A 23369-nucleotide genomic window follows, 5' to 3' on the forward strand; every position below is an offset into this window, starting at 1 on the left:
GGTCTTTTATGACAACTCAAATCCATCTAGACGGCAATAGCTTAACATTAGAAGACGTCATTGCTGTTGCTCGCCACGGTGTTCAATGCGAATTGGACTCAGAAGCAAAAGAAGCCGTCATCGCATCCCGCAAGATTGTAGATGACATCGTTCGTGAAAAACGCGTAGTCTATGGGGTGACCACAGGATTTGGCTCTCTCTGTAATGTCAGCATCTCCCCAGAAGACACCATGCAACTCCAAGAAAACCTTATCCGTACACACGCTTCAGGTTTTGGTGATCCTCTTCCAGAAGATGCGGTTCGTGCCATCATGCTCATCCGGATCAACTCCCTACTCAAAGGCTACTCTGGTATCCGTCTCTCCACAGTTGAAAAACTGCTTGAATTGCTCAACAAAGGAGTCGTTCCATTCATCCCTGAAAAAGGATCGCTCGGAGCATCGGGTGACCTAGCTCCCCTCGCTCACATGGTTCTTCCAATGTTGGGATTGGGTCAAGCCTACTACAAGGGAGAATTGCTCCCAGGTCGTGAAGCTCTTGAAAAAGCTGGTATCGAGCCCATCAAACTTGCTGCTAAAGAAGGCCTGGCCTTGATTAACGGGACTACCGTTTTGACAGCAATCGGAGCTCTTGCGACCTACGATGGTATCCAGTTGCTCAAGCTGTCAGACGTGGCTGGTGCCCTTTCTATGGAAGTCCACAATGGCATCACTAGTCCATTTGAAGAAGACCTCCATACCATTCGTCCTCAAAGTGGACAGTTAGCAACCGCACGAAACATCCGCAATCTCCTAGAAGGCAGTGGCAACACAACCGTAGCCACCCAACAACGGGTCCAAGACCCTTATACCCTACGCTGTATCCCACAAATCCACGGCGCCAGCAAGGATTCGATTGCTTATGTGAAATCAAAAGTTGAAATCGAAATCAACTCTGTCACGGACAATCCAATCATCACTAAAGAAGGTCATGTCATCTCCGGAGGAAACTTCCACGGAGAACCTATGGCACAGCCATTTGACTTCCTCGGTATCGCTCTTTCCGAAATCGGCAATGTCTCCGAACGTCGGGTGGAACGCCTCGTGAATAGCCAATTGAGCAAACTCCCATCCTTCTTAGTCAAACACCCTGGTCTCAACTCTGGATTCATGATTACCCAGTATGCCTGCGCAGCCCTTGCATCTGAAAACAAGGTATTGGCACATCCAGCTAGTGTAGACTCCATCCCATCGTGTGAAAACCAGGAAGACTTTGTCAGCATGGGAACGATTGCAGCGCGCAAAGCCGCAGAAATTCTCCAAAACTCTCGTCGGATCGTCGCAACTGAAATCATGGCTGCCTGCCAAGCTCTAGACCTCAAGCCTGAAAACCATGCCCTTGGTAAGGGAACCAAACCAGCCTATGAAAAGGTACGGGCTGCTGTATCCTTCATCGAGTTTGACAAGGACATCGAAATCTACGATGAACTCAACAAGGTGTCTGCCGTGATTGAAGACCCTAGCTTCCTAGACAGCATCGAAAAAGAAGTCGATCTTAGTATCCAGTACTAGGGAGACAAAGACGAAGTCCCAAACATGGTCAACTTCAAAAAGGGAGAGCCTGCGATCGTAAACAGACGATCCGGCGCTCCCTTTTTCTTGCAGGATTTTTTGAAATTCCTTCCCTATTCATCCTCTATTTTGCTACAATGGAAGCAGGCCATAAAAGAGAATTCCACCTGTCTACACACGCTGAGACAGGCCAGGAAAGACCCACAGATAAGGAGGCCCTATGAAATTAGCAGATTACTTCCCCCTGACTTACCCCTACTACCAAGGAAGCATCGAGGACAACCCCTATACCGCCAAATGGGGCATGCGCATGCAGTTTCTGGATTTGACAGATGACCGCTTGACCCCCTTTGAAGGGGTCGCCTTTGGGATCTTGGGCTTCAAAAGTGACAAAGGAGTCTACATCAACAACGGTCGTGTCGGGGCGGTCGAGGGGCCAACGTCTATCCGTAGCCAAATCGCCAAACTGCCCTGGCACTGGGCGGACAATGTAGCCGTCTATGACGTTGGAAATATCGATGGCCCCAACCGCTCACTGGACGAGTTGCAAACTAGTCTTGCTCAAGCCGTCCAGCGTATGCGAAGCTTACACCTCTTTCCCGTTGTTTTAGGAGGTGGACATGGCACCGCCTATGGCCACTATCTTGGACTCAAGCAGTCCCTCCCAAAGGAGCAAGAGCTGGCTGTCATCAATTTTGATGCTCATTTCGACCTAAGACCCTATGAGGAAACCGGACCAAATTCTGGAACAGGCTTTCGCCAAATGTCCGATCATGCAAAGACGTCTGGTCAAGATTTCTCCTATCTCGCCCTGGGGATTCAGGAGCATTGCAACAATCTCTTTCTCTTTGATTACGTCGCCAAGCATCCATCTATCCAGTTCCTTACAGGACAGGATCTTTACCAGATGCGCTATCCCGCGATCTGTGAGCAACTAGATGATTTCTTGGAAGACCAGACTGCCTTTTATCTGACCATCGATATGGACTGCTTTGCAGTCGGATCTTCCCCTGGTGTCAGTGCGATCCAGTCTCTCGGAGTGGACCCCAAGTTAGCCTTGGTCCTACTCCAACACCTCGCCGCGTCCGGAAAACTCATTGGCTTTGACCTAGTAGAAGTTTCTCCGCCCCATGACATCGACAACCATACAGCCAATCTAGCGGCCACCTTGATCTTTTATATCAGTCAAGTCTTAGCACAAAGATAAAATCGACTGCTAATCCCAAAAGAGGCCGGAATCAAATTCCACCCTCCATGATAAAAAGCGAACAGCTGACGTTCTCTGACAACAGAACCCTAGCTTGTTCGCTTTTTTTATTCCTCACCTTAAAAAATGGAATCAATAAAATATCCCACATAAGACATCTTTTGCCCTTAGTCTCTTTGACGGATGACTTTGAGGCAACTGGGATGGTTTGAACTTCCTGTTATTTATCTAGACTTCAGATCTATCTCCATCGCATCGAGCTCTTCTACAAAATACTTGTCCCTGTAAGGATTCAAATACTGCCGTGCGACCTTGGCGTAAGCTGAGAAGTCTCCCGTCACTTCCTCTAAGAGAGAAGGAAAATCTCCTTCATTTCTTTGCTTTTTAAAGGCGAGCAAGGCCAGAAAATAGTTTACCAGTCCCCGATCCCTAGGATTCCCATAGCGGTTCATAAGGTGCTCTTTTTTCGCCAGAAAGCTTCGAAGTTTCTCCTCATTTTTCTCCTCCAAGGCTAGAAGAGCCAGATAGAGTTCTAGCTGGGCCTCCTTCCAGGGAAAGCTCAGCCGCGATAAGACGTGATGGGCTTGGTCCAACACTTCTTTGGAGCGTTTGAAATCTCCCATCAAATAGTGACTAATCCCTCGTCCGATTTCAAATACAATAGCGATGGATTCCATATTTTCCCTCTGGACAAGCTGCAAGGCCTCTTCTTGGTGTGCCAAGGCCACCGTATAGTTTCCCCGAATTTGCTCGATTTCTGCCAAATAATCCAAGGCCGCCGCGATCTGGATCGGATAGTGCTGTTGCAACGAACGAGTCAAACTGAAGCAATCCAGGGACTGATAGAAGTGTCGAGTCGCTTGCTCTTCGTCCCCTTTGATGAGGAAATAGACCCCTCTCAACCGCAAATGCAGGGCAATCGCCTCATGGTTATTGGCGCGAACAGAATCTTCCAAAGCCAGATCCGAATAATAATCCAACTCCGACAGGTTCTCCGTCTGGATACAGTAATAAATCATCTGTCGATAGGCTTCTAACAAATAGTCCAGACGATCCAGCTCCTTAGCCATCTGAATGACTTGTTGAATAGCATGGATCCCCTTTTGGTAATCTCCCAATCGGATATAATAACGCCCCTCTAGATACAAAAAGCGCATCCGCAAGAGTCGAAACTCCTTTTCCCGCTGATGGTGAGCCTGTAACTCCCCCAACTCATGGCGAATATAGGACAATTGATCCAGGATATCCACCGTCCGATAGCCTCCTGACCGTTCCATCCCATCTCTTCCCTTATAATAGATAGGAAAGAGTTCCTGATGAAACTGAAGAATTCCTTCCAGATAGTTGAGCTCATAAGTCAAGGATTGTAGATTTTCCTTTGACTGCTTGTACTGATAGGCGATCTCCTTGTGAAGAGAAAGTTGCCCGTGCTCTTTCAATTGCTCCTCTAATTTCAGCGCAATCTGTTGATGGAGGATCCGTTTTTTCGTGAGGGTCAAAGACTGATAAGCAAACTCCCCCAGGACCTTTTGATGAAATTGGATCAGCAAGTGATCGTGTTCTTCCCTGACCTCTAGTATTCTACTTTCAACGAGCCGATCAACCAGCTGAGATAAGGAAACCCGATCCAGCTCTAACAAATCGAGCAAGAGCCTAAAAGGGACTGCCTTTCGGAAACAGGACAAGACAAACAAAAGTTCACTTTCCTGACCTTCTAAACCGACCCAGCATTCCGATAGATAAGAGCGAATGGCTGGTGGAAGGGGATCAAATCGTGCATTTTCTTGGTAAAACCGGATATACTCTGTCAGGAAAAACAAATTCCCCTGGCTCCACACCAGCATCGACTGCAAGGCTTCTGGGACGATATCCCCCAATTCTCTACGGATAAGTCCCAGACTATCCTGATCCGTGAACCCATTCAGATCTAGCTCCACAACCCCTTCTTCAACTCTTAGTTTCGCTAGAAGCGATGCCAATTTTGCTGGTAATTTCTGGCGAAAACTCAAGATGACACTCACTCGCTCGGATAAGGCTTGATCTAGCAATCTCTCCAAAAATAAAATCGAGGCCTCTTCAAGCAGATCAATCTGTTCAAAGATTAAGAGCAGGGGAAGGCCAGCAGTCCCTTGTAAGAGGTGAAAGAGGGGATCCGTCGTTTCAAACGAAGACATTTCCTCTCGGCGCATCAAACTTTCCACGAGACTCAGCGAAAGATCTGACCGGTTTTTTTCTGCTTGACAATCGACTTTCACTGTCTGAAAAGCATAGCGCCGTCCCAAGAGGGCTTGGTGCAGCAAGCGATGCTTGCCAGCCCCAAAATCACCTTGCAAGAGCAAGAGTCGTCCCGGATCACGCCCTTCTTCAATGGAGCTCAAAAAATCTTCTAAGACAGCCATTTCTTCCTTGCGTCCCCAAAAGCCAAGTCGTCGGCTTTTAGAGGATGTATGGTAACGTTCGGCCCTTCTTTCTTTCAAGACAACTTGATAAAGCGACTCAATGGCATCATTTGGACGCACACCCAACTCCCGATCCAACAAATCAACTAGAGAATAATAGGTCTCAAAAAATTTCCCGAATTGCTCCTCCTGTTGATAGTGGAGCAATAAGAGCTGGTAGTTCTTTTCTTCAAATTCATCTAGATCGATTAGCCGCATCAAGAGATGTTCGACATCTGAGCGATCTAGTTCTGGCTCTTCTAACTTTTGATAGGAAGAATCGATATAGAGTTGGCGGAAGGCCAGACGCTTCTTCATAACCCAATTTTCATATTCCGAGTCATCCTTGACATAAAAACCTTCTAAAAAATCCCCCTGATAGACGGCTAGTTTGTTGAGAGGATCGCTGACAAAGACGTCCACATCTACTTCGACCTGATACTGGGGATTTAAGGCTAGACTACTTCGGCTGGGAGAAATCAGATAATCCGCTCCCAGTATTTTATTTGCTTGGTAGACCGTATTGCGCAAGTTCTTCCGCGCTACCTGATTATTCTTATCCGCCCATAGGAGACCTGCAATTTCATCACGATTGACCTCCCCCATGACGGCCACATAGTACAAAAGCGCCTCAATTTTTAAATAGGAAAACCTAATTTCAACATCTTTTTTATAAACCTTGGGTTGCCCAAACAACTTGAATCGTAGTTTTCCCTTCATTGTAAACGCCTCCATTCTCTCTTTCTTTACTATAAAACAAAAGTTTGTTTTTTTCAAGCATTTTACCGAAAGTAAACAGTTTGACCGAACGTTCCGTTCTACAGCTAAAAAGACAGACCCATCCGATCCCTTTACAGGTCCCCAAGGCAGACAACTCCATCGTTTATCATTGCATTCAAAAAGAGGCTGGGACAAAAGTCCTAGCCTCTCAATGGTTTTTGGATTGTCGAGCAAGACGCAGTGGTTGGGTGAGTTCTACTAGGCTGATTTCATCCGCTTTTATAGCCCTAGTCAACGGTGCGGAGGTGGGACAAAAATCGAATGCTAACGAATAACCGATTTCTGTCCCACTCTCTTCTGACATTAGAGAACGAAATCTCTTCTATGGTAAAAGAGGGAGCGAGTGGCATCGCTGATATAGCGCGCTGTTTCCGCATTGTTCATGGTGTAGAGGTGAACCCCTGCCACATCCTGAGTGACCAAGTCCACAATTTGATCGATAGCATAAGCAAGTCCTGCAGCTCTGAGGGATTCTGGATCATGTTCATACTTATCCAGGATGGCCTTAAACTTCCGTGGGAGATGGATGTTTTCACAGGTCTTGAGCAGACGAAGGGCCTGATTGCGATTTAGGATGGGCATCACTCCAGCATGAATGGGCGCATCAATCCCTGCCAAGATACACTTATCCCGGAAATCATAGAAACGCTCATTGTCAAAGAAGAGTTGCGTCACCAAACTGGAGCAGCCAGCATCCACCTTCTTTTTGAGGTTTTGAATATCTATAATCTGATTCGGTGAATCGGGATGCCCTTCCGGATAGCAGGCTCCGACAATCTCAAAGTGAGGTTGCTCCTCCTTGATAAAAGAAATCAAATCAGTTGCGTAGCGGAAGTCCTTTTGTGGCGCCACATCTGGGATGATATCCCCACGTAAGGCTAAAATCCGGTGAACGCCTACCTCATCTAACTCTTGTAAGGTCTCTGCAACGGATTCCTTGGTGAGATAGATTGCTGGCAAGTGAGCTATTGTTGGTACCTCTAGCTCGTTTTGGATATGATTGGCCAAAGCTACCGTCGTCTCTTTGATATTGTATTTATTATTGCTAGCCGTCACACTGATAAAGTGTGGTGCTAAGCCCTGCATGTCATCCAGGGCACGCAGGATTTTTTCATTGCCTACTGCTGGATTGGGAGGAAAAACCTCAAAGGATAGACTTGGTGTATGTTGGCTCATAGAGTGAATGGTCCTTTCTTTTTTAACTCTGAGGTGAGTCCCAACTGATCAAGCCCAGTAGTCAGGTCGCTCCCTCTTAAAGTGCTTCACGCGCTGCTTTCGCAGCTTCAACAAGCTTGATCAAGCTTTCTTTGGTTTCTTTGATGCCCCGTGTTTTCAAACCACAGTCAGGATTGATCCAAACTTTCTTGCTTGGTACTTTAGCAAGAATGGCTTCGATCGTGTGGTCGATTTCGCCTTCATTTGGCACACGAGGAGAGTGGATATCGTAAACTCCAGGTCCCACTTCTGTTTGGAAGTTTTGTGCTTTGAGTTCGTCCAAGATTTCAAGATTTGAACGGCTCGCTTCAAAGGAAATCACGTCCGCATCCATGTTGTCGATCGCTGGGATGATATCGGTAAATTCTGAGTAACACATGTGGGTGTGGATTTGCGTGTCTGGGGCTACTGTTGAGTGTACCAAGCGGAAAGCAGGAATTGCCCAGTCAAGGTAGTCTTCGTACCAGTCGCTACGACGGAGTGGCAATTTTTCACGAAGAGCAGCCTCGTCGATTTGGATAATCTTCACGCCTGCAGCTTCAAGGTCAAGAACTTCATCCTTGATGGCAAGAGCAATTTGAAGTGTAGAATCCTTGATAGAGATATCTTCACGTGGGAATGACCAGTTAAGGATAGTCACTGGTCCAGTCAACATCCCTTTAACAGGTTTATTAGTACGGCTTTGTGCGTAGCTAGACCATTTGACAGTGATAGGGTTGAGACGAGTCACATCACCCCAGATGATTGGTGGTTTCACCCCACGCATACCGTAGGATTGTACCCAACCATTTTTAGAGAAGAGGTAACCGGACAAGTTTTGACCGAAGTACTCCACCATGTCATTCCGCTCAAATTCTCCGTGTACAAGAACGTCAAATCCAACTTCTTCTTGCCATTTGATCCATTCGTCGATAGTCTCAGCAAGGAAGGCATCGTAGTCTTCTTGAGACAATTCACCCTTACGGAAGGCCAAACGTTTGGCACGCACTTCCTTGGTTTGAGGGAAGGAACCAATCGTTGTTGTTGGAAGAGCTGGAAGTTTGAAGGCTTCTTCTTGGATGGCTTCCCGTTCTGCGAAGGCTGGCAAACGAGTGTAGTCTGCTTCAGTCAATCCTGCAATACGGGCACGAAGTTCAGCATTTTCACCCACACGCTCAGTCGCAAAGAGTTCTTTGTTTGCTGCAAGAGCTTCTTCCCCTTGACCCTTGCGGATCGCATCCAAGTCACGAAGTTCTTCCAATTTTTCAACTGCAAAGGCAAAGTGGTTGAGGATAGCTGGTTCAAATTCTTCGTTAGCCGTTGTAAATGGCACATGAAGCAGTGAACAAGAAGTTGTCAAAACAAGGTTTTCAGCTGATACTTGTTTCAAAATTTCCAAGCTCTTTTCGTAGTTGTTGCGCCAGATGTTTTTCCCATTGACAATCCCTGCATAAAGCGTCTTGTCAGCTGGGAAGCCACCTTTAACGAGTTCAAGAGTTTTCTTCCCTTCTACAAAGTCAAGTCCAATCGCATCTACTGGCAAATTGACAAGGTCAGCGTAGATATCACGCACGTCACCAAAGTAGGTTTGGATCAAGACTTCCAGACCTTTCTTGTCCGCCAAGAGTTTGTTATAGAGGTTCAAGAAGAGAGCTTTTTCTTCTGCTGACAAATCTTTGACAAGAGCTGCTTCATCCAGTTGGATACGAGTCGCACCCAGTTCAGCCAATTTGGCAAACACTTCTTGATAAGCAGCCACAAAGCTGTCTACGAAGTCTTCTGCTTTCACACCATCTTCAAAGTCTGACAATTGAAGGAAGGTAAATGGTCCAACCACAACTGGGCGTGTGTTCAAGCCCAAGTCTTTGGCTTCTTGGAACTCATCAAAGATCTTGTGACCAGAAAGTTTAACTTCTGTTGTTTTTTCAAATTTAGGAACGATGTAATGGTAGTTGGTATTGAACCATTTTTTCATCGGAAGGGCACGCACATCCCCTTTTTCTCCCTGGTAACCACGCGCCAAGGCAAAGTAGCGCTCAAGGTCTGTCAACTCCAAGTTTTGAACAGATGCAGGCACCACGTTGAAGAGGAAAGCTGCATCTAGGAAGTTGTCATAGTGAGAAAAGTCATTTGAAGGAATCTCCGTAATGCCTTTTTCTTTCACAATGTTCCAGTGTTTGGCACGCAAGTCTTTGGCAGCTGCCAAAAGCTCGTCTGCAGCAATTTCATTTCTAAAGTATTTTTCAGTTGTAAATTTTAATTCGCGGAATTCACCCAAACGTGGGAAACCAATAATCGTCGTTGACATAAGCGTCCTCCAAAGTTTTTCTTGAGATTATGGTATCAAAGAAACGACATTTTGTATAATTGTAAAAAACAAGGATTTGATATAGTTTAAAACTATATATAGAATTTACCCAACAAAAAGGACTTGAGAAAATAGACTCAAATCCCTAATATTTTTGACGTTTTGTCCCATTGGCTTTCAAGAGACTTATACGAATATTGTTATAACACAGGCGATCCACTCACTCTTACATTTTTCTCCCAGGAAAAGAGGACCAAACCTAGCTCAAATCGCCCCTGGATTTCATACTCGTGAAAAAAAAATCCGTCGGGGTCTGAAAAAGAGGTCCACTGAACCCCAACTCGCTCTCCTATTCCTAGGCTCGGGGTGAAAAGGTCCACCGGACCTGCCTCGCTCTCACGTTTCCTAGCTCGTGAAAAAAAGACCCGTCGGGGTCTTAATTCGCTCTCTGATTTCTATGCTCATGAAAAAAAGACCCGTCGGGGTCTTTTTTTTAATCTTCGTTTACAAATGGTAGAAGAGCCATTACGCGAGCGCGTTTGATCGCAGTTGTTACTTTACGTTGGTTCTTCGCGGAAGTTCCAGTCACACGACGTGGCAAGATTTTACCACGTTCTGAGATGAAACGGCTTAGAAGCTCAGTATCTTTGTAATCAACATATTCGATTTTGTTAGCTGCGATGTAATCAACTTTTTTACGGCGTTTAAATCCGCCACGACGTTGTTGAGCCATGTGTATTTCTCCTTTATAGTTTTAATTCGTTCCTATCCTTAGAAAGGTAGATCGTCATCTGAGATATCCATGGGGTTGGTTGCCCCAAACGGACTCTCATCGCGACCGAAATTAGGTTGTCTTGTTGGTTGAGCAGGAGCTTGATAAGAGGAATCATTGCCAGTAGCAAATTGACTACCTCCACCTTGTCCTTCTCTCGCAGTGCGACTTTCCAATAATTGGAAATTGTCTGCCACAATTTCCGTCACATAGACGCGTTGCCCTTGCTGATTTTCGTAGTTCCGGGTTTGGATCCGACCGGTAATCCCAATCAAAGCCCCCTTTTTCGCCCAGTTTGCCAAATTTTCAGCTTGCTGGCGCCAAATAACAACGTTTATAAAATCAGTTTCCCGGTCACCGTTTTGATTTTTAAAGGTACGGTTAACCGCTAGGGTAAAGGTCGCAACTGCTTGGTTGGACGCTGTATACCGAAGTTCTGCATCTTTGGTCATCCGACCAACTAGTACGACATTATTAATCATCTTACGCGTCTACTTTCACGATCATATGACGAAGAATATCTCCGTTGATTTTTGACAAACGGTCAAACTCATTCAGAGCGACAGCGTCACTTGCTTCAACGTTCACGATATGGTAAAGTCCTTCACGGAAATCTTGGATTTCGTATGCAAGACGGCGTTTTTCCCAATCTTTTGATTCAACAACAGTTGCACCGTTGTCTGTCAAGATAGAGTCAAAACGTGCTACCAAAGCGTTTTTCGCTTCTTCTTCAATGTTTGGACGAATAATATAAAGAATTTCGTATTTAGCCATTGATATTTCCTCCTTTTGGTCTAATGACTCATGACAGTTCGCCATGAGTAAGTGAGGGTTTCTCACAAGAATTTATTATATCAAAACTCTGACAAGATAGCAAGGAGAACCTACACTAGAAAAAGCTGTGATCTTTCATTATTTCCGTAATATCCTTTATCATGTAAATATTTTCAACTCCAAAGTAAATGAATGAATCGTCTTCGAACCCAAATTATGAAGCAATTTGATAGAAATTCGCTTAATTAAAAGGCAGTGAAACGTTACTAAAACACATTTAACAGTATCACTATAAAATCAATAATAAAAGCTGTTGTTGTCTACTTTTTCCGTCACGCTAGACGAATAAAGAGAGTCTTAAAAAACTCTCTTTTACTCTTATGTAATGACTTTTTCAAACTGTTTTAAGACCTTTTTGAAAGTTAGGATAATGACTCTTTTTCACATCATTTGGCAAGGGCTGATACAGGATTTTCGGCCTAATTCTAAAAAATATTTCTTTTTTTCAAAAAACAGACCACCTACATCTTCGTAGGTGGCCGAATCTACTATTCAATTGTACTTTTTTACTTTTACTTAGTGTGTTTCTATTTTTCTAACCGATAGATTCCTTAAGGAATGTAGCCTTCCACGTCTGGAAAGTTCTATGGATTGTTAATAGATGAAGTACTTCATGTTGGCTCATTCGTCTGTATCAATGAGCCGATTGCTTGTCCTTAGGGACCAACTTGTAAAGATAATAGGTTTACTGTCTATCTTTTCTAGTCACCATTTTTATAGCGACCAATATCAAATTGTAACATAGGCGCTACCTCCTGATATCAACACTCGCTTACGACAAGACCTTAGTCTCCGTTTTTATATCTTCCTTTGTTAAAGTGAATCATCGAACTTTTACCTCCTTTGACTACTTTTTCTTTACACTTATAGTATAATGTAATCGCTTTCTTTTGTCAAGTCTTTCATCTCCTTTTTCTAACATTTTCTCATGAGAAGCCAAAATATGAAAAAGAGCCCGGCTGAAACCGAGCTCTTTCCCCTTAGTTGAATTTATTTTTGCACTTACTAGATGACAGGAGACTACTCTACACTAAAGAGGTAAGGGTAGACAGGTTGATCTCCTTGATAGATTTCAACTTCGATCTCTTCATTTTCTTCTTCTAACGCTTCTGCGAAGGATTGAATAAAGTCTTGGTCTCCCTCTTCGCCAACGTAAATGGTAACGATTTCACTATCCTCATCCAGCATAGCCGCAAAGGCTTGTTGCAAGCTCTCTGTCATGTCTGGTGTGGAAGCAACGATCTTCCCATCTACCATCCCCAAGATATCTTGCTCGTGAATTTCGAGGCCATCAATCGTAGTATCCCGAACGGCATTCGTCACACTTCCAGATTTGACTTCACTGAGAGAAGCCTTCATCGCTTCAAAGTTGGTATCCAAATCTTGAGATGGCTCGAAGGATAGGAGGCTCGTAAAGCCTTGAGGAATGGTCCGGGTTTCTACCACTCGAACCGCTACTTCAGCCACTTCAGCAGCAGATTGTGCCGCCATAAAAATGTTTTTATTGTTAGGCAAGATAATGACATTGCGGGCATTGACAAAGTCAATCGCCTTGACAAAATCTTCGGTTGAAGGATTCATGGTCTGTCCACCCGAGATGACATAATCCACTCCCTGAGATTGAAAGATGTCTGTCAAGCCTTGACCTGCACAAACAGCAATGATCGCATACTCTTTTTGTTCAGTTGGTTTTTGGAAGCTTGCCGTAGCTGAAGCTTTTTCTACCTCAGCATCATGCTGTTCCCGCATGTTATCCACTTTAACCTTAACAAGTTTCCCGTATTTCAAACCTTCTTGAAGAACCAATCCAGGATCTTCCGTATGGACATGGACCTTGGCGATTTCATCATCATTCACCACGATCAAGGAATCTCCGAGTGCACCGAGATATGTTGAAAAATCTTCATAGTCAAATTCTTTGACAGCTGTCGGCCCTTGACCGAGTGCTACCATAATTTCCGTACAATACCCATAGCGGATGTCTTCGGTTGCGACATGTCCAGCAACTGACATATGATGCTCTGCTTTGATCATCTCACTCATCACAGCAGGTGTTGCTTGGAATTCTTCGGACTGGATGTATTCTCCTGTCAGGGCAGCCAAGAAACCTTCATAAATGTATACGAGACCTTGACCACCAGAATCGACAACTCCAACTTCCTTTAAAACAGGCAGAAGATCTGGTGTTTTCTTCAAAGCACGATTCGCCCCGTCCAAAGCAGCTCGCATAACTTCTACAGCGTCGTCCGTTTCTTCCGCTTTTTTTAAGGCTGCAGTCGCTGCGCCACGAGATACCGTCAGGATCGTCCCTTCAACAGGCTTCATAACGGCTTTATAAGCCACTTCAACCCCACCTTGGAAGGCATGTGCCAGCATTTTCCCGTCTAGCTCCACTTCCTCCTTGATGGCTTGGGAAAATCCACGGAAGAGCTGGGATGTAATCACACCAGAGTTACCACGAGCCCCCATCAAGAGTCCCTTTGATAAGATTTGGGCTACTTCACCAACCGTTGCAGCAGGCTTATCTGCCACTTCCTTGGCACCATTTGTGATTGTCATTCCCATATTGGTCCCAGTATCCCCATCCGGAACCGGAAAAACGTTCAGAGAGTTCACGTACTCTGCTTGATTATTCAAGCGAGTAGAGGCTGCCTGAACCATTTCTTGAAATAAACTGGTTGTAATCTTTCCCACAATTATTCTCCCACCACTTTGATATTTTGAATGTAGACATTGACCGTCTCAGCTTGTATGCCCAATTGGTTTTCTAAGTTGAATTTCACGCGCTCTTGAATATTACGAGAAACCTCACTAATCTTGACCCCATAGCTCATGACAGTATAGACATCCACTGCTATGCTTCCTTCTGCAGTTGTTTTAACCACAACTCCTTTTGAATAGTTTTCTTTCCCCAAAAGCGCTTGGAAATTGTCCTTTATGGCTGATTTACTCGCCATGCCAACAACACCAAAAATCTCAGTCGTTGCTCCGCCCACAACTGTGGCAATCACATCATCTGTTAGTTCAATTTGGCCATCCTTGGTATTGATTTTTACAGTCATATTTTGCTACCTCAAATTTTTTAATCACTATATTTTATCACATTTTTCTAAGCCTGTAAAAAATTATAGTAGTCCTGCGGATTCAAAAAAAAAAGCCTTTCGGCTTTTCATTAAACGCGTTCAACTTTACCTGATTTAAGTGCACGAGCTGAAGCCCAAACTTTTTTAGGTTTACCATCAATCAAAACAGTTACTTTTTGAAGATTTGGTTTAACGGCACGTTTTGTTTTGTTCATCGCATGAGAACGATTATTTCCAGATACTGTCTTACGACCTGTAAAATAACATACTTTAGCCATTTCTGTTTTCCTCCTATTAGATCTAATATAACGGATGTGCTAGCACCACATACTGTACTATATTATCAAATTTTTTGGTTCTTGACAAGCACTTTTTATTTTGTGGCCAAGAGGTGTCCCAATCAAGAAGAGACTGTTCCCAAAGGAACGAGTCTCCTCACATCTTCCTAAGCTCGTAGAGGCAACGTTCTACCAGCCATTCCTTGATTTACCGGGCGTTTTCAATCGCAGCCGTCACAAAGGCAGTATAAAGCCCCTCTGGTCGATTTGGACGGGATTGCAATTCTGGGTGGTATTGGCAAGCGACAAAGAATTTATTCTCTGGGATTTCCACGATTTCTACCAGACGATTATCCGGCGACACCCCTGAAAAGACAAAACCGGCTGCTTCAAACTGTTCGCGGAAATCATTATTAAACTCATAACGGTGACGATGGCGTTTTTGAACAACTTCTTGATGGTCGTAGGCTTGGGCAGCCTTAGATCCCGTTTTTAGTTTACAAGGATAGAGACCAAGGCGCAGGGTCCCTCCCATGTCTTCGACGTCTACCTGATCCCGCATCAGGTCGATAATTGGATACGAAGTTGATGGGTCCAGCTCTGCTGAGTTGGCTCCTTCAAGACCTAGTACATTTCGAGCAAACTCCACGCAGGTTAGCTGCATGCCCAAGCAAACCCCTAACATTGGGATATTCTTCTCCCGTGCAAATTGGATCGCTTGGATTTTCCCTTCTGTCCCACGCTGGCCAAAGCCACCTGGCACGATGATCCCATCTGACCCAGATAAGAGATCAGAGACAGTCTCCGCTGTCACATCATTGGCATTGACCCAGTTGATCTTCACTTCCGCGTCATTGGCATAGCCCGAGTGCTTCAAGGCTTCGACTACTGAAATGTAGGCATCTTGCAACTCCACATACTTCCCAACAAGGGAAATCTTGACTTGTTTTTAAGGTTCATGACCTTGTCCACCATGGCAGACCATTCGGTCATGTCTGCTGCTGGCGCATCCAGTTTTAAGTGATCACACACGATTTGATCCATATTCTGCGCCTGCAAGTTCAGAGGGATCTGATAGAGGTGTTCCACATCGAGCGACTCAATCACGGCTTCGGGGGCCACATCACAAAACTGAGCTAGTTTATTTTTAATCCCTTGACCAGCTGGTTCCTCTGTTCGAATCACAAGCATATTAGGCTGGATGCCTAGGCCACGCAATTCCTTTACAGAATGTTGAGTGGGTTTGGTCTTCATCTCCCCAGCTGCTTTGAGATAAGGTAAAAGGGTCGTATGGATATACATGACATTGTCAGAGCCTACATCCGCTTTCATCTGACGAAGCGCTTCTAGGAAAGGAAGAGATTCGATATCTCCAACAGTTCCTCCGACTTCTGTGATAATGACGTCAGAATCCGTCGTCACTGCAGCACGCTTGATTTTTTCTTTTAAGGCATCTGTAATGTGAGGAATTACCTGGACAGTTGCTCCAAGGTATTCACCTCGACGTTCTTTGCGAAGGACTTCACTGTAGATTTTTCCAGTCGTCACATTGGAATATTTGTTAAGATTGATATCGATGAAGCGCTCATAATGACCCAAGTCCAAGTCTGTCTCTGCACCATCATCCGTCACGAAGACTTCCCCGTGCTGGTAAGGGCTCATGGTGCCTGGATCAATATTGATATAGGGATCGAACTTTTGAATGGTTACTTTGAGTCCACGATTTTTCAAAAGACGGCCCAAACTGGCTGCCACAATCCCTTTTCCGATGGAAGATACGACTCCCCCTGTTACAAAGATATATTTTGTCATAATTTCTCCTTCTAAAAGCAAAAAAGCTCCCTTCTTCAAGGGAGCCCTTATCTGACCTCAAAAGAGGTGCCCGATAAATAGATTAACGTATTTATACAGATTTGTCAATGACAAATTGATTAGACTTCCAGATTATCCTCATCGTCAGAGTAGTCATCGTCTTCTTCGTTCAGTTCAACTTCTTCATCTCCTAGATCTTCGTCTGGGATAATTTCATTGATTTCAGAATCATAAGATTCCACTTCCTCTTTTTCGTCATCCGGGTTTTCTTCATCATAGGACTGGTCATCTGCTGATGAATCGTAGTTGTCCTCATCTTCAGGATCATCATTCCCATAGTCGATTGCATCCTCATCCCCATCCATAAAGGCATTGACACGTTTTTTCTTCCGTTTCGGTGCATCTTCATCCGACTCTTCGAGGGTAATCACTTCTTCATCAATTTCATCAATGGCATACCATGAACGTAGACCCCATTTGTTGTCCCCAAGCGGAATAAAGCTTCCATCCACATTGAGATCGGAATAGAAATTTGGCAAGGCGGCGCGAATTTCTTCGTTTTCCTTTTCGAGATAGTTTTGAATCTCGTTTACCAAATCATTGAAATACATCTCATGATCGCGTCCACGCGCTTCCAAAATGGCACGCGCCACCTCAATCATGGACAATTCACTTTTTTCTTGACCAGCAAATTCTTTAAATTCCAAAGTCGTTCTCCTCTTTTTCTCATTCCCTCTTATTGTATGACAATTTTGGGAATTAGTCAAAAAATAGTTTGTTTCTAGCTCTAGGTGAGGGTTTTGCCTCCGGCACCCCCCTTCCTGCCAGGTATCGAAAAGAAGAAAAGCGAAGGAGTTGGGGTTTCTCCCAGCTCCTTCAACTCTTTACTATCTCGATTTATTTTACAGATGCAGATTCTGTAATCAACTCAACTGCTTTTTTCACAGTGATATCATGTTGCAACATGTCCTCTGAAAGAAGAGCACGTACTTGTTGAACTTCCATGTTATAAGTAGTTGCAAGTTCTTCGATTTCTGCAGTGATTTCATCTGGAGTTGCTTCAAACCCTTCTGCAGCAGCAATCGCTTCTACAACAAGGTTTGTCCGAGTGCGTTTTTCAGCATCTTCCGCATATTGCTTGTGAAGATCTTCTTCGGTAGTTCCGGTAATTTGGTAGTACATTTCAGGAGAAATCCCTTGTTGTTGCATGTTTCCGAGGAACTCATTGATCGCACGGTGAACTTCTTCGTGTACCATTTCTTCTGGCAATTCTACGATTTCTGCATTATCTACAGCCAAGTCAATCGCTGCAGCTTCCACTGCTTCATCATAAGCCAATTCTTTACGTTCTTCCAGCTCTTTACGATATTTGGCCTTCAACTCATCGAGAGTTTCTACTTCTTCATCCAGGTCTTTTGCCAATTCATCATCTAGTGCAGGAACTTCTTTTGCCTTTACTTCATGAACGGTTGTCGCAAATACAGCCGCTTTTCCTGCAAGGTCTGTTGCTTGGTAATCTTCTGGGAAGGTTACGTTTACTTCTACTTGATCACCGGCTTTAGATCCGACCAATTGATCTTCGAAACCAGGGATAAATTGTCCTGAACCCAGTTCAAGAGAGAAGTTATCACCTTTACCACCGTCGAATTCAACTCCATCTACTGAACCGACGAAGTCAATCACCACTGTATCCCCGTTTTCAGCAGCACCATCTTTGATGGTCAATTCTGCTAAATTGTTGCGCTCGCGATTGAGGCGTTCTTCTACTTCTTCATCGCTCACTTCTTTTGTTAGATCTACAGAAACGGTGAGGTTTTTATAGTCTCCCAATTTTACTTCTGGTTTTGTGACAACTGACGCTGTAATCACCCAATCTTGACCTTTTTCCAATGACTGAGCATCAAAAGAAGGTTGCGCCACAACTGCAATACCCGCTTCTTTTACAGCTGCTTCATAAGCTTCTGGAAGCAAGGCATTCAAGGCATCTTGATAGAGCGCTTCTTCTCCGAAACGTTGGTCAAAGACAGAACGGGAAACTTTTCCTTTACGGAAACCTGGAAGGTTGATATCTTTTTTGACACGGTTAAAAACGCGCGTTAATTCTGGTTGGATAGCATCTTGAGCAATGGTAAAGGTCAATACGCCATGATTTGTTTCTTTTGTTTCAAATGATACAGACATGTATGTCTCTCCTTAAAATAAATTAATTATCCTATCAATTTTACCATAACAACCCAAAAAAGGAAAGTTTTTCCGCCTTTCTTTCAAAGTCTCTTACCAGATGGATATTCCGTTCGGCTCCGATTCCCTCTTGATTTCTCGATTTTTCATCTTTCATCCGGATAGGACCGCTTTTTCTCCGCCTGTCCATCCTCTTCTTGTCTACTTGTTCCGCCCAAAATGACTGGTTGTCGCTTTCAGACTGCTTCATATCTGAGCCCTACGTCACTGTAGGAGCGTCCTTCGTTACCCGATTTTCCAAAAAAAGCCAGCTCTCACTGACTTCCTCTTTTTTATTGCTTGCGGATAGGATCCGGTTGGTAACTCGCTCTTTCTCCCCCGATGAGTTTGGGACGACTGGCCAGAGCTGTCACACGGGCGCCTCCTAGCACTCGTAGACAGGGTCTAAGTGGGACTTGGACATGTTTGATGTGCATCCCGATAGCTGTCTCTCCAATATCGATGCCAGCTTGTGCCGTGATATATTCTACTTCCACTGGATCTTTCATATAGCGAAAGGCTGCTAACTGTCCAGAACCGCCCGCATGCAAGGTCGGCAGAACATTGACGATTTCTAATTCCTTTTTTTCTGCCAACTCCCTTTCTACTACCAGGGCGCGATTTAAATGCTCACAGCCCTGGACAGCAAGGTAAATCCCTCGTTGCTCGAGCTGATCTAAAATTGTTTTGACAATGACTTGCCCAATTTCTAAGCTAGAGTTTTTCCCGATCTGACCTCCAGCAACCTCGCTAGAGGACAAACCCAAAACCAAGACCTGGCCCGACCGAAGTTGAGATTTCTCAAGGACATCCAGTAGAATCGTCTGGGTCTCTTGTTTGATCTGTTCCATTCTCATTTTGTTTACCATTTCTCAGGAAGAGTCCGGTGAAGGATATAACCAACTACCAGACCAACTAGATTCTGGGAGAGATTGGGAAGAACTTCTGTCAGTGCCGCGCGCCAACCATCTCCTAAGAGGAGGGCGGATACGAGGGCATAGCCAGCTACCATGACAAGACTAGCCAGCGTCAGGCCGACAAGACGTGATTTCCCTTTAAATCCTGCCAAATATCCCTGCGTCCCGTGAATCAAAAGACTAAAGAACATCCACTGAGGATACCCAGACAACAAATCAATCAGAAATCCAGCCAAGCCTCCCACAATGGCCGCATCTCGTTTCCCATAACGAAAGGCGGTGAAGAAAATTCCCACATCCAACAAGGTCAAGAGACCTGTCGGTGTCGGCAACTTGAGAAGGAAGCCTAGCACTGCTGATAAAGCCCCAAGGATCGCTAAGCGGGCTACATCCTGTGTATTGTATTTAGTCATATTGCACCACCCCATAAGAATCGGACTGCTGAATCGCATGATAGACGAAGTCCTTCGAGAGACGAACAGCATCTAAAGCTGTTTGACCAGCGACCAACTGACTAGAGATGCTAGAGGCAAAGGTACATCCTGCTCCTGTGTTATTCTTTTCCAAGACAGCTTCTTCAAAGACAGTGAAGTCTTTTCCATCATAAAAAACATCGATTGCCTTTTCTTTGTTCAGGCGATTGCCTCCCTTGACGACCACGTACGGCGCGCCTAAAGCATGAAGTTTTTGCGCAGCAGCCTTCATCTCCTCTACTGTCTGGATACTAGATTGGGTCAACAATTCCGCTTCCGGAAGGTTTGGCGTAACAATCGTGACATAAGGGAAGAACTTGATTAACTCATCCCGTAGGGCCGATACTTCCACATCATGACTTTCCTTGCAGACCAATACGGGATCTAATACCACTGGGATCCCAGGATGCGCCTTCACAAAATCTAACGCATGCTCCGCCACCTCGACATTGGGTAAAAGTCCCAGTTTTATCCCTGCAAACGGCACATCCTTAAGGGAGTTGAGCTGCTGAGAAAAGACCGTGTCCTCAACAGGGATGACCTCAAATCCTTTTTCAGTCATCGCTGTCAAACAGGTCACTGCAACAAATCCATGTTGTTTATTTGTCGTATACGTCGCCAAATCAGCATGGAGTCCTCCACCACTGAAGATGTCATTTCCTGAAATCGCTAAGATCAACTCATTGCTCATATCGTATCTCCTTTAAGTAAAGTCCATTTGGTGCCGCCGTAGGACCAGCCAGACTGCGATCCTTTTTCTCTAAGATCAGGTCTATTTGGCTCACTGGCATGCGACCATTTCCAATTTTCAATAGAGTCCCCACCATGTTGCGAATCTGCTTGTAGAGAAAGCCATTTCCTGTAAAGGTAAATGTCAGCAGATGCCTGTTTTCATCGACTGTCAAGACTGCTTCCCTGATGGTGCGTATCTTGTCCTCTACACTCGTTCCCGACGCAGTGAACCCTGTAAAGTCATGTTTTCCCACTAACTTTTTGATGGCTTCTTGCATACGGTCGATCTCCAAAGGATAGGGATAATGGGTGGCGTACCGCCGCATCATAGGATTTTTAGGACGTCCGTAATCTACCAAAAACTCATAGGTCTTATGGTGCTTGTGATAACGGGCGTGAAAATCTTCTGATACCTCTTCGACGCTGATAAAGTCAATATCTTCTGGAGTCTGTGTGTCGAGAGCAAAGCGAAGTTTTTCCTCATCTCTCGCCTGGGGCAAGTCAAAATGAATCACCTGTCCCAAAGCATGTACTCCACTATCTGTCCGACCCGCCCCATGGATGGAGATAGGCCGTCCCTGATTGAGTCGAGTTAAGGTTTTTTCGATTTCTTCTTGCACGCTGCGGGCATGAGGTTGTCGTTGAAAACCAGAAAATCCAAACCCATCATAAGAAATAATTGCTTTATATCGTGTCATAGGAATATTTTAGCAAGAAAAAAATGAAGTCACAAGGACAGAAAAGGCTATCTGTACGGGTACAGTTCTTAGAGATAAATCCGCTCAAGAGATCTATAAGACAATCTCTTCAAAATAAGGTATAATAAAGAAAAATACATCTCCATAGAAAGGAGGCCGGCAATGGGCCGTCTCCATCCTCTCCATCCCCACCAGGAATCGGATTTCCAAGAAATCGTGGATCACCTGAAGAAAAAAATATTCGAATGACGGAAACTCGAAGAGCAGTCATCGCCTACATCATCACAAGCGATGAACACCCTAGTGCTGAAATGATCTATAAAAGCTTACTAGTTGATTATCCCACATTAAGTCTCGCCACTGTCTATAACAACTTGCGTCTTCTAGTAGAAGAAGGGTTTGTCACAGAATTGAAACGGGTCAATGATCCTATCACTTACTTTGATTATATGGGGCATCACCATATCAACTTGATCTGTGAATCCTGTGGAAAAATCGTGGATGTAGATATCCCTTACCCCTCCATTGCCTCTGAAATCACGGAAGAAACTGGTTTTCTCGTGACCAAAGAACAGTATACCGTCCTTGGACGATGCCCACAATGTCAATAAAACACATCACACAAGAGAGGGGGACAGAAATCGGTCATTCCTTAGAATTCGATTTCGTCGTCTCCGCACCGTTGAGTAGGGCTGTAAAAGCGGATGAAATCAGCCTAGTAGAGACCACTCAACCACTGCGTCTTGCTCGACCTTCCAAAAACAATGGAGAGGCTAGGACTTTGGTCCCAACCTCTCTTTTTTTATCATTCAGGATAAGGCATTGCCATTGCAAAAGGGTTCCCTAAGCAAAAAAGAGGAACTTCTCGTCCTCTTTTTAATCTATTTCCAACGCTTACAGTTCATCTACAGGAGCCACTGCAATAGGAGTGGTAAATGTTGTCGCCACTGTGCCATCCCAATTGATGACTCCTCCGCCTCCCTTATCCTGGTTCTCTATATTACTCAAATAGACGTTGTTAAAGCCTGCCCCATTGTACTGCGCTCTTATCCGATCGCGAATTTTATCTTGAATCGGTAGTAAGTAGTCGTAGATTTTGTTGGCTGGAATCTCCTTGTCGCCATGGTGGAAGACCAGGTCCTTTTGAACATCATAAGTCGGAATTGGAGTTCCCTCCACTCCTTCTACTTTGAAGAGGGTAACATCCTTATACTCAATCCGGCCATCTTTAACTGAGGTGGGCTCGATGACCTTGCCTTGGAAGGTCACATAGAACGGGGTCTGCTCATTGGAGATTTCAGAGAGATAATTAACCGTTGTACCCGCCGGTACATAATGACCCGACATTGCCCTGGCATTAAAGTCAAAGGCAATCGTCATGTGAAGCGCTAAGCCACCATACTTCAGCTTTCTGTAGACATAGGTCACAGTAGTCGTACCTTCGACTACTTGGCCACTGGTCGCTGCTGAGTCAGCCTGCATTTCTTTGAAAACATAGCCATCAAAGGTCTTTTCTTCTGTCCTATAGTCTGTGCCTACAGCCACATCTGTCAAGAGTTTGACGCTCTCTAGAGTCGTCCCGTCTGTCGTCACATAGTTGACCACGACAGAACCCTTTTTAGCTTCTGGGGTTGGACTTGGAGCTGGTGTCTCTTCTGTCACTTCGATGACCCCAACATAGTGATAACCTGCGATCTCTGCTGGTGTAAGGACCGTATCCTTGGTCAAATGGCTAGTGGCTTGCAGGGCTGTCCCTGAGTAAGCAGAAACGGCTGTTGAGCCATAACCCAAGAGGCTTGAGCCGACTAGGACTAGCAAGAGGGTCTTGCCTGCTTTTCTCCCTTTTTTGCTAAGGATCAACCAGCTAGCTCCGGCAAAGAAGAGGACCCCAAGCAAGCTAAGACTGGTATTGAGCCATTCCGCTCCTGTCTCAGGAAGAGAACGAGCTGGTGTGCCTGACTGAGGTTTCTTTGGTTGGTTTGGTTGGTTCGGACTTGGTGTCTCCCCTGGTGTAGGTGGAGTCGCTTGGTCCTTGTCATAGACCAGCTTGTAGAGAGAGTTAGCTTTGACGGT

General features: G+C 44.9%; 18 protein-coding genes and 2 pseudogenes. 3 read left to right on the top strand and 17 right to left on the bottom strand.

Annotated features, from left to right (window positions below; translation table 11 throughout):
- Positions 1–8 precede the first annotated feature (8 nt).
- Together hutH and hutG are read left to right on the top strand one after the other, a co-directional pair.
- Positions 9–1550 (top strand): histidine ammonia-lyase, encoded by a 1542-nt coding sequence (hutH, locus tag STRDD13_RS05050; RefSeq protein ID WP_067102699.1) that lies wholly within the window; start codon positions 9–11, stop codon positions 1548–1550.
- A gap of 220 nt (positions 1551–1770) precedes the next feature.
- Entirely contained in the window at positions 1771–2757 is a 987-nt protein-coding gene (hutG, locus tag STRDD13_RS05055; RefSeq protein WP_067102702.1) for a formimidoylglutamase, read from the top strand.
- 224 nt (positions 2758–2981) lie between these two features.
- Here the strand turns inward: hutG and STRDD13_RS05060 are convergent, their stop codons facing one another.
- The 16 genes and pseudogenes from STRDD13_RS05060 to truA all read right to left on the bottom strand — a co-directional run bounded on the left by STRDD13_RS05060 (position 2982) and on the right by truA (position 21296).
- A complete protein-coding gene (locus tag STRDD13_RS05060; RefSeq protein ID WP_067102705.1) occupies positions 2982–5915 on the bottom strand; it encodes an ATP-binding protein in 2934 nt (977 codons plus the stop codon).
- A 363-nt stretch (positions 5916–6278) separates the two neighbouring features.
- Entirely contained in the window at positions 6279–7151 is an 873-nt protein-coding gene (gene metF / locus STRDD13_RS05065) for a methylenetetrahydrofolate reductase [NAD(P)H] (RefSeq protein ID WP_067102707.1), read from the bottom strand.
- A 76-nt stretch (positions 7152–7227) separates the two neighbouring features.
- Positions 7228–9477 (bottom strand): 5-methyltetrahydropteroyltriglutamate--homocysteine S-methyltransferase, encoded by a 2250-nt coding sequence (gene metE, locus STRDD13_RS05070; protein ID WP_067102709.1) that lies wholly within the window; start codon positions 9475–9477, stop codon positions 7228–7230.
- A 493-nt stretch (positions 9478–9970) separates the two neighbouring features.
- The gene (rpsR, locus tag STRDD13_RS05075) at positions 9971–10210 is read right to left on the bottom strand and encodes a 30S ribosomal protein S18 (RefSeq protein WP_002939250.1); all 240 of its coding nucleotides are present in this window, start codon (positions 10208–10210) and stop codon (positions 9971–9973) included.
- Positions 10211–10248: 38 nt separating this feature from the next.
- Positions 10249–10731, bottom strand: a complete 483-nt coding sequence (locus tag STRDD13_RS05080; protein WP_067102711.1) for a single-stranded DNA-binding protein — start codon at positions 10729–10731, stop codon at positions 10249–10251.
- Between the two features lies 1 nt (position 10732).
- Complete coding sequence (rpsF, locus tag STRDD13_RS05085; RefSeq protein ID WP_067102713.1) at positions 10733–11023, bottom strand: 30S ribosomal protein S6; 291 nt, start codon at positions 11021–11023, stop codon at positions 10733–10735.
- A gap of 1080 nt (positions 11024–12103) precedes the next feature.
- A complete protein-coding gene (locus tag STRDD13_RS05090; protein WP_156471249.1) occupies positions 12104–13777 on the bottom strand; it encodes a DAK2 domain-containing protein in 1674 nt (557 codons plus the stop codon).
- Between the two features lie 2 nt (positions 13778–13779).
- Entirely contained in the window at positions 13780–14145 is a 366-nt protein-coding gene (locus STRDD13_RS05095; RefSeq protein WP_067102715.1) for an Asp23/Gls24 family envelope stress response protein, read from the bottom strand.
- 110 nt (positions 14146–14255) lie between these two features.
- Positions 14256–14444: a 50S ribosomal protein L28 gene (rpmB, locus tag STRDD13_RS05100; protein WP_006146171.1), complete on the bottom strand. Its 189-nt coding sequence runs from the start codon at positions 14442–14444 to the stop codon at positions 14256–14258.
- Between the two features lie 208 nt (positions 14445–14652).
- Positions 14653–16256, bottom strand: a pseudogene (locus tag STRDD13_RS05105) (CTP synthase).
- A 119-nt stretch (positions 16257–16375) separates the two neighbouring features.
- Positions 16376–16963, bottom strand: coding sequence for a DNA-directed RNA polymerase subunit delta (gene rpoE, locus STRDD13_RS05110; protein WP_067102717.1), 588 nt, complete (start codon positions 16961–16963; stop codon positions 16376–16378).
- A 190-nt stretch (positions 16964–17153) separates the two neighbouring features.
- Positions 17154–18437, bottom strand: coding sequence for a trigger factor (gene tig / locus STRDD13_RS05115; protein ID WP_067102719.1), 1284 nt, complete (start codon positions 18435–18437; stop codon positions 17154–17156).
- Positions 18438–18769: 332 nt separating this feature from the next.
- Positions 18770–19333 (bottom strand): TIGR01440 family protein, encoded by a 564-nt coding sequence (locus STRDD13_RS05125; protein ID WP_067102724.1) that lies wholly within the window; start codon positions 19331–19333, stop codon positions 18770–18772.
- A 5-nt stretch (positions 19334–19338) separates the two neighbouring features.
- The gene (locus tag STRDD13_RS05130) at positions 19339–19806 is read right to left on the bottom strand and encodes an ECF transporter S component (RefSeq protein ID WP_067102726.1); all 468 of its coding nucleotides are present in this window, start codon (positions 19804–19806) and stop codon (positions 19339–19341) included.
- A complete protein-coding gene (locus STRDD13_RS05135; RefSeq protein ID WP_067102728.1) occupies positions 19799–20557 on the bottom strand; it encodes a bifunctional hydroxymethylpyrimidine kinase/phosphomethylpyrimidine kinase in 759 nt (252 codons plus the stop codon). Before STRDD13_RS05135 ends, STRDD13_RS05130 begins: the two co-directional genes overlap by 8 nt.
- Positions 20547–21296 (bottom strand): tRNA pseudouridine(38-40) synthase TruA, encoded by a 750-nt coding sequence (gene truA, locus STRDD13_RS05140; protein WP_067102730.1) that lies wholly within the window; start codon positions 21294–21296, stop codon positions 20547–20549. Before truA ends, STRDD13_RS05135 begins: the two co-directional genes overlap by 11 nt.
- Positions 21297–21458: 162 nt before the next feature.
- Here truA and STRDD13_RS05145 point away from each other — a divergent pair.
- Positions 21459–21907: pseudogene (locus STRDD13_RS05145) on the top strand (Fur family transcriptional regulator).
- A gap of 283 nt (positions 21908–22190) precedes the next feature.
- On the opposite strand, the gene STRDD13_RS05150 reads toward STRDD13_RS05145, so the two are convergent.
- Positions 22191–23369: MucBP domain-containing protein (locus STRDD13_RS05150; protein ID WP_156471250.1), on the bottom strand; the 1179-nt coding region annotated here is incomplete at its 5' end.

This window comes from Streptococcus sp. DD13 (assembly GCF_001578875.1).
In the GTDB taxonomy this organism is placed as follows: Bacteria; Bacillota; Bacilli; order Lactobacillales; family Streptococcaceae; genus Streptococcus.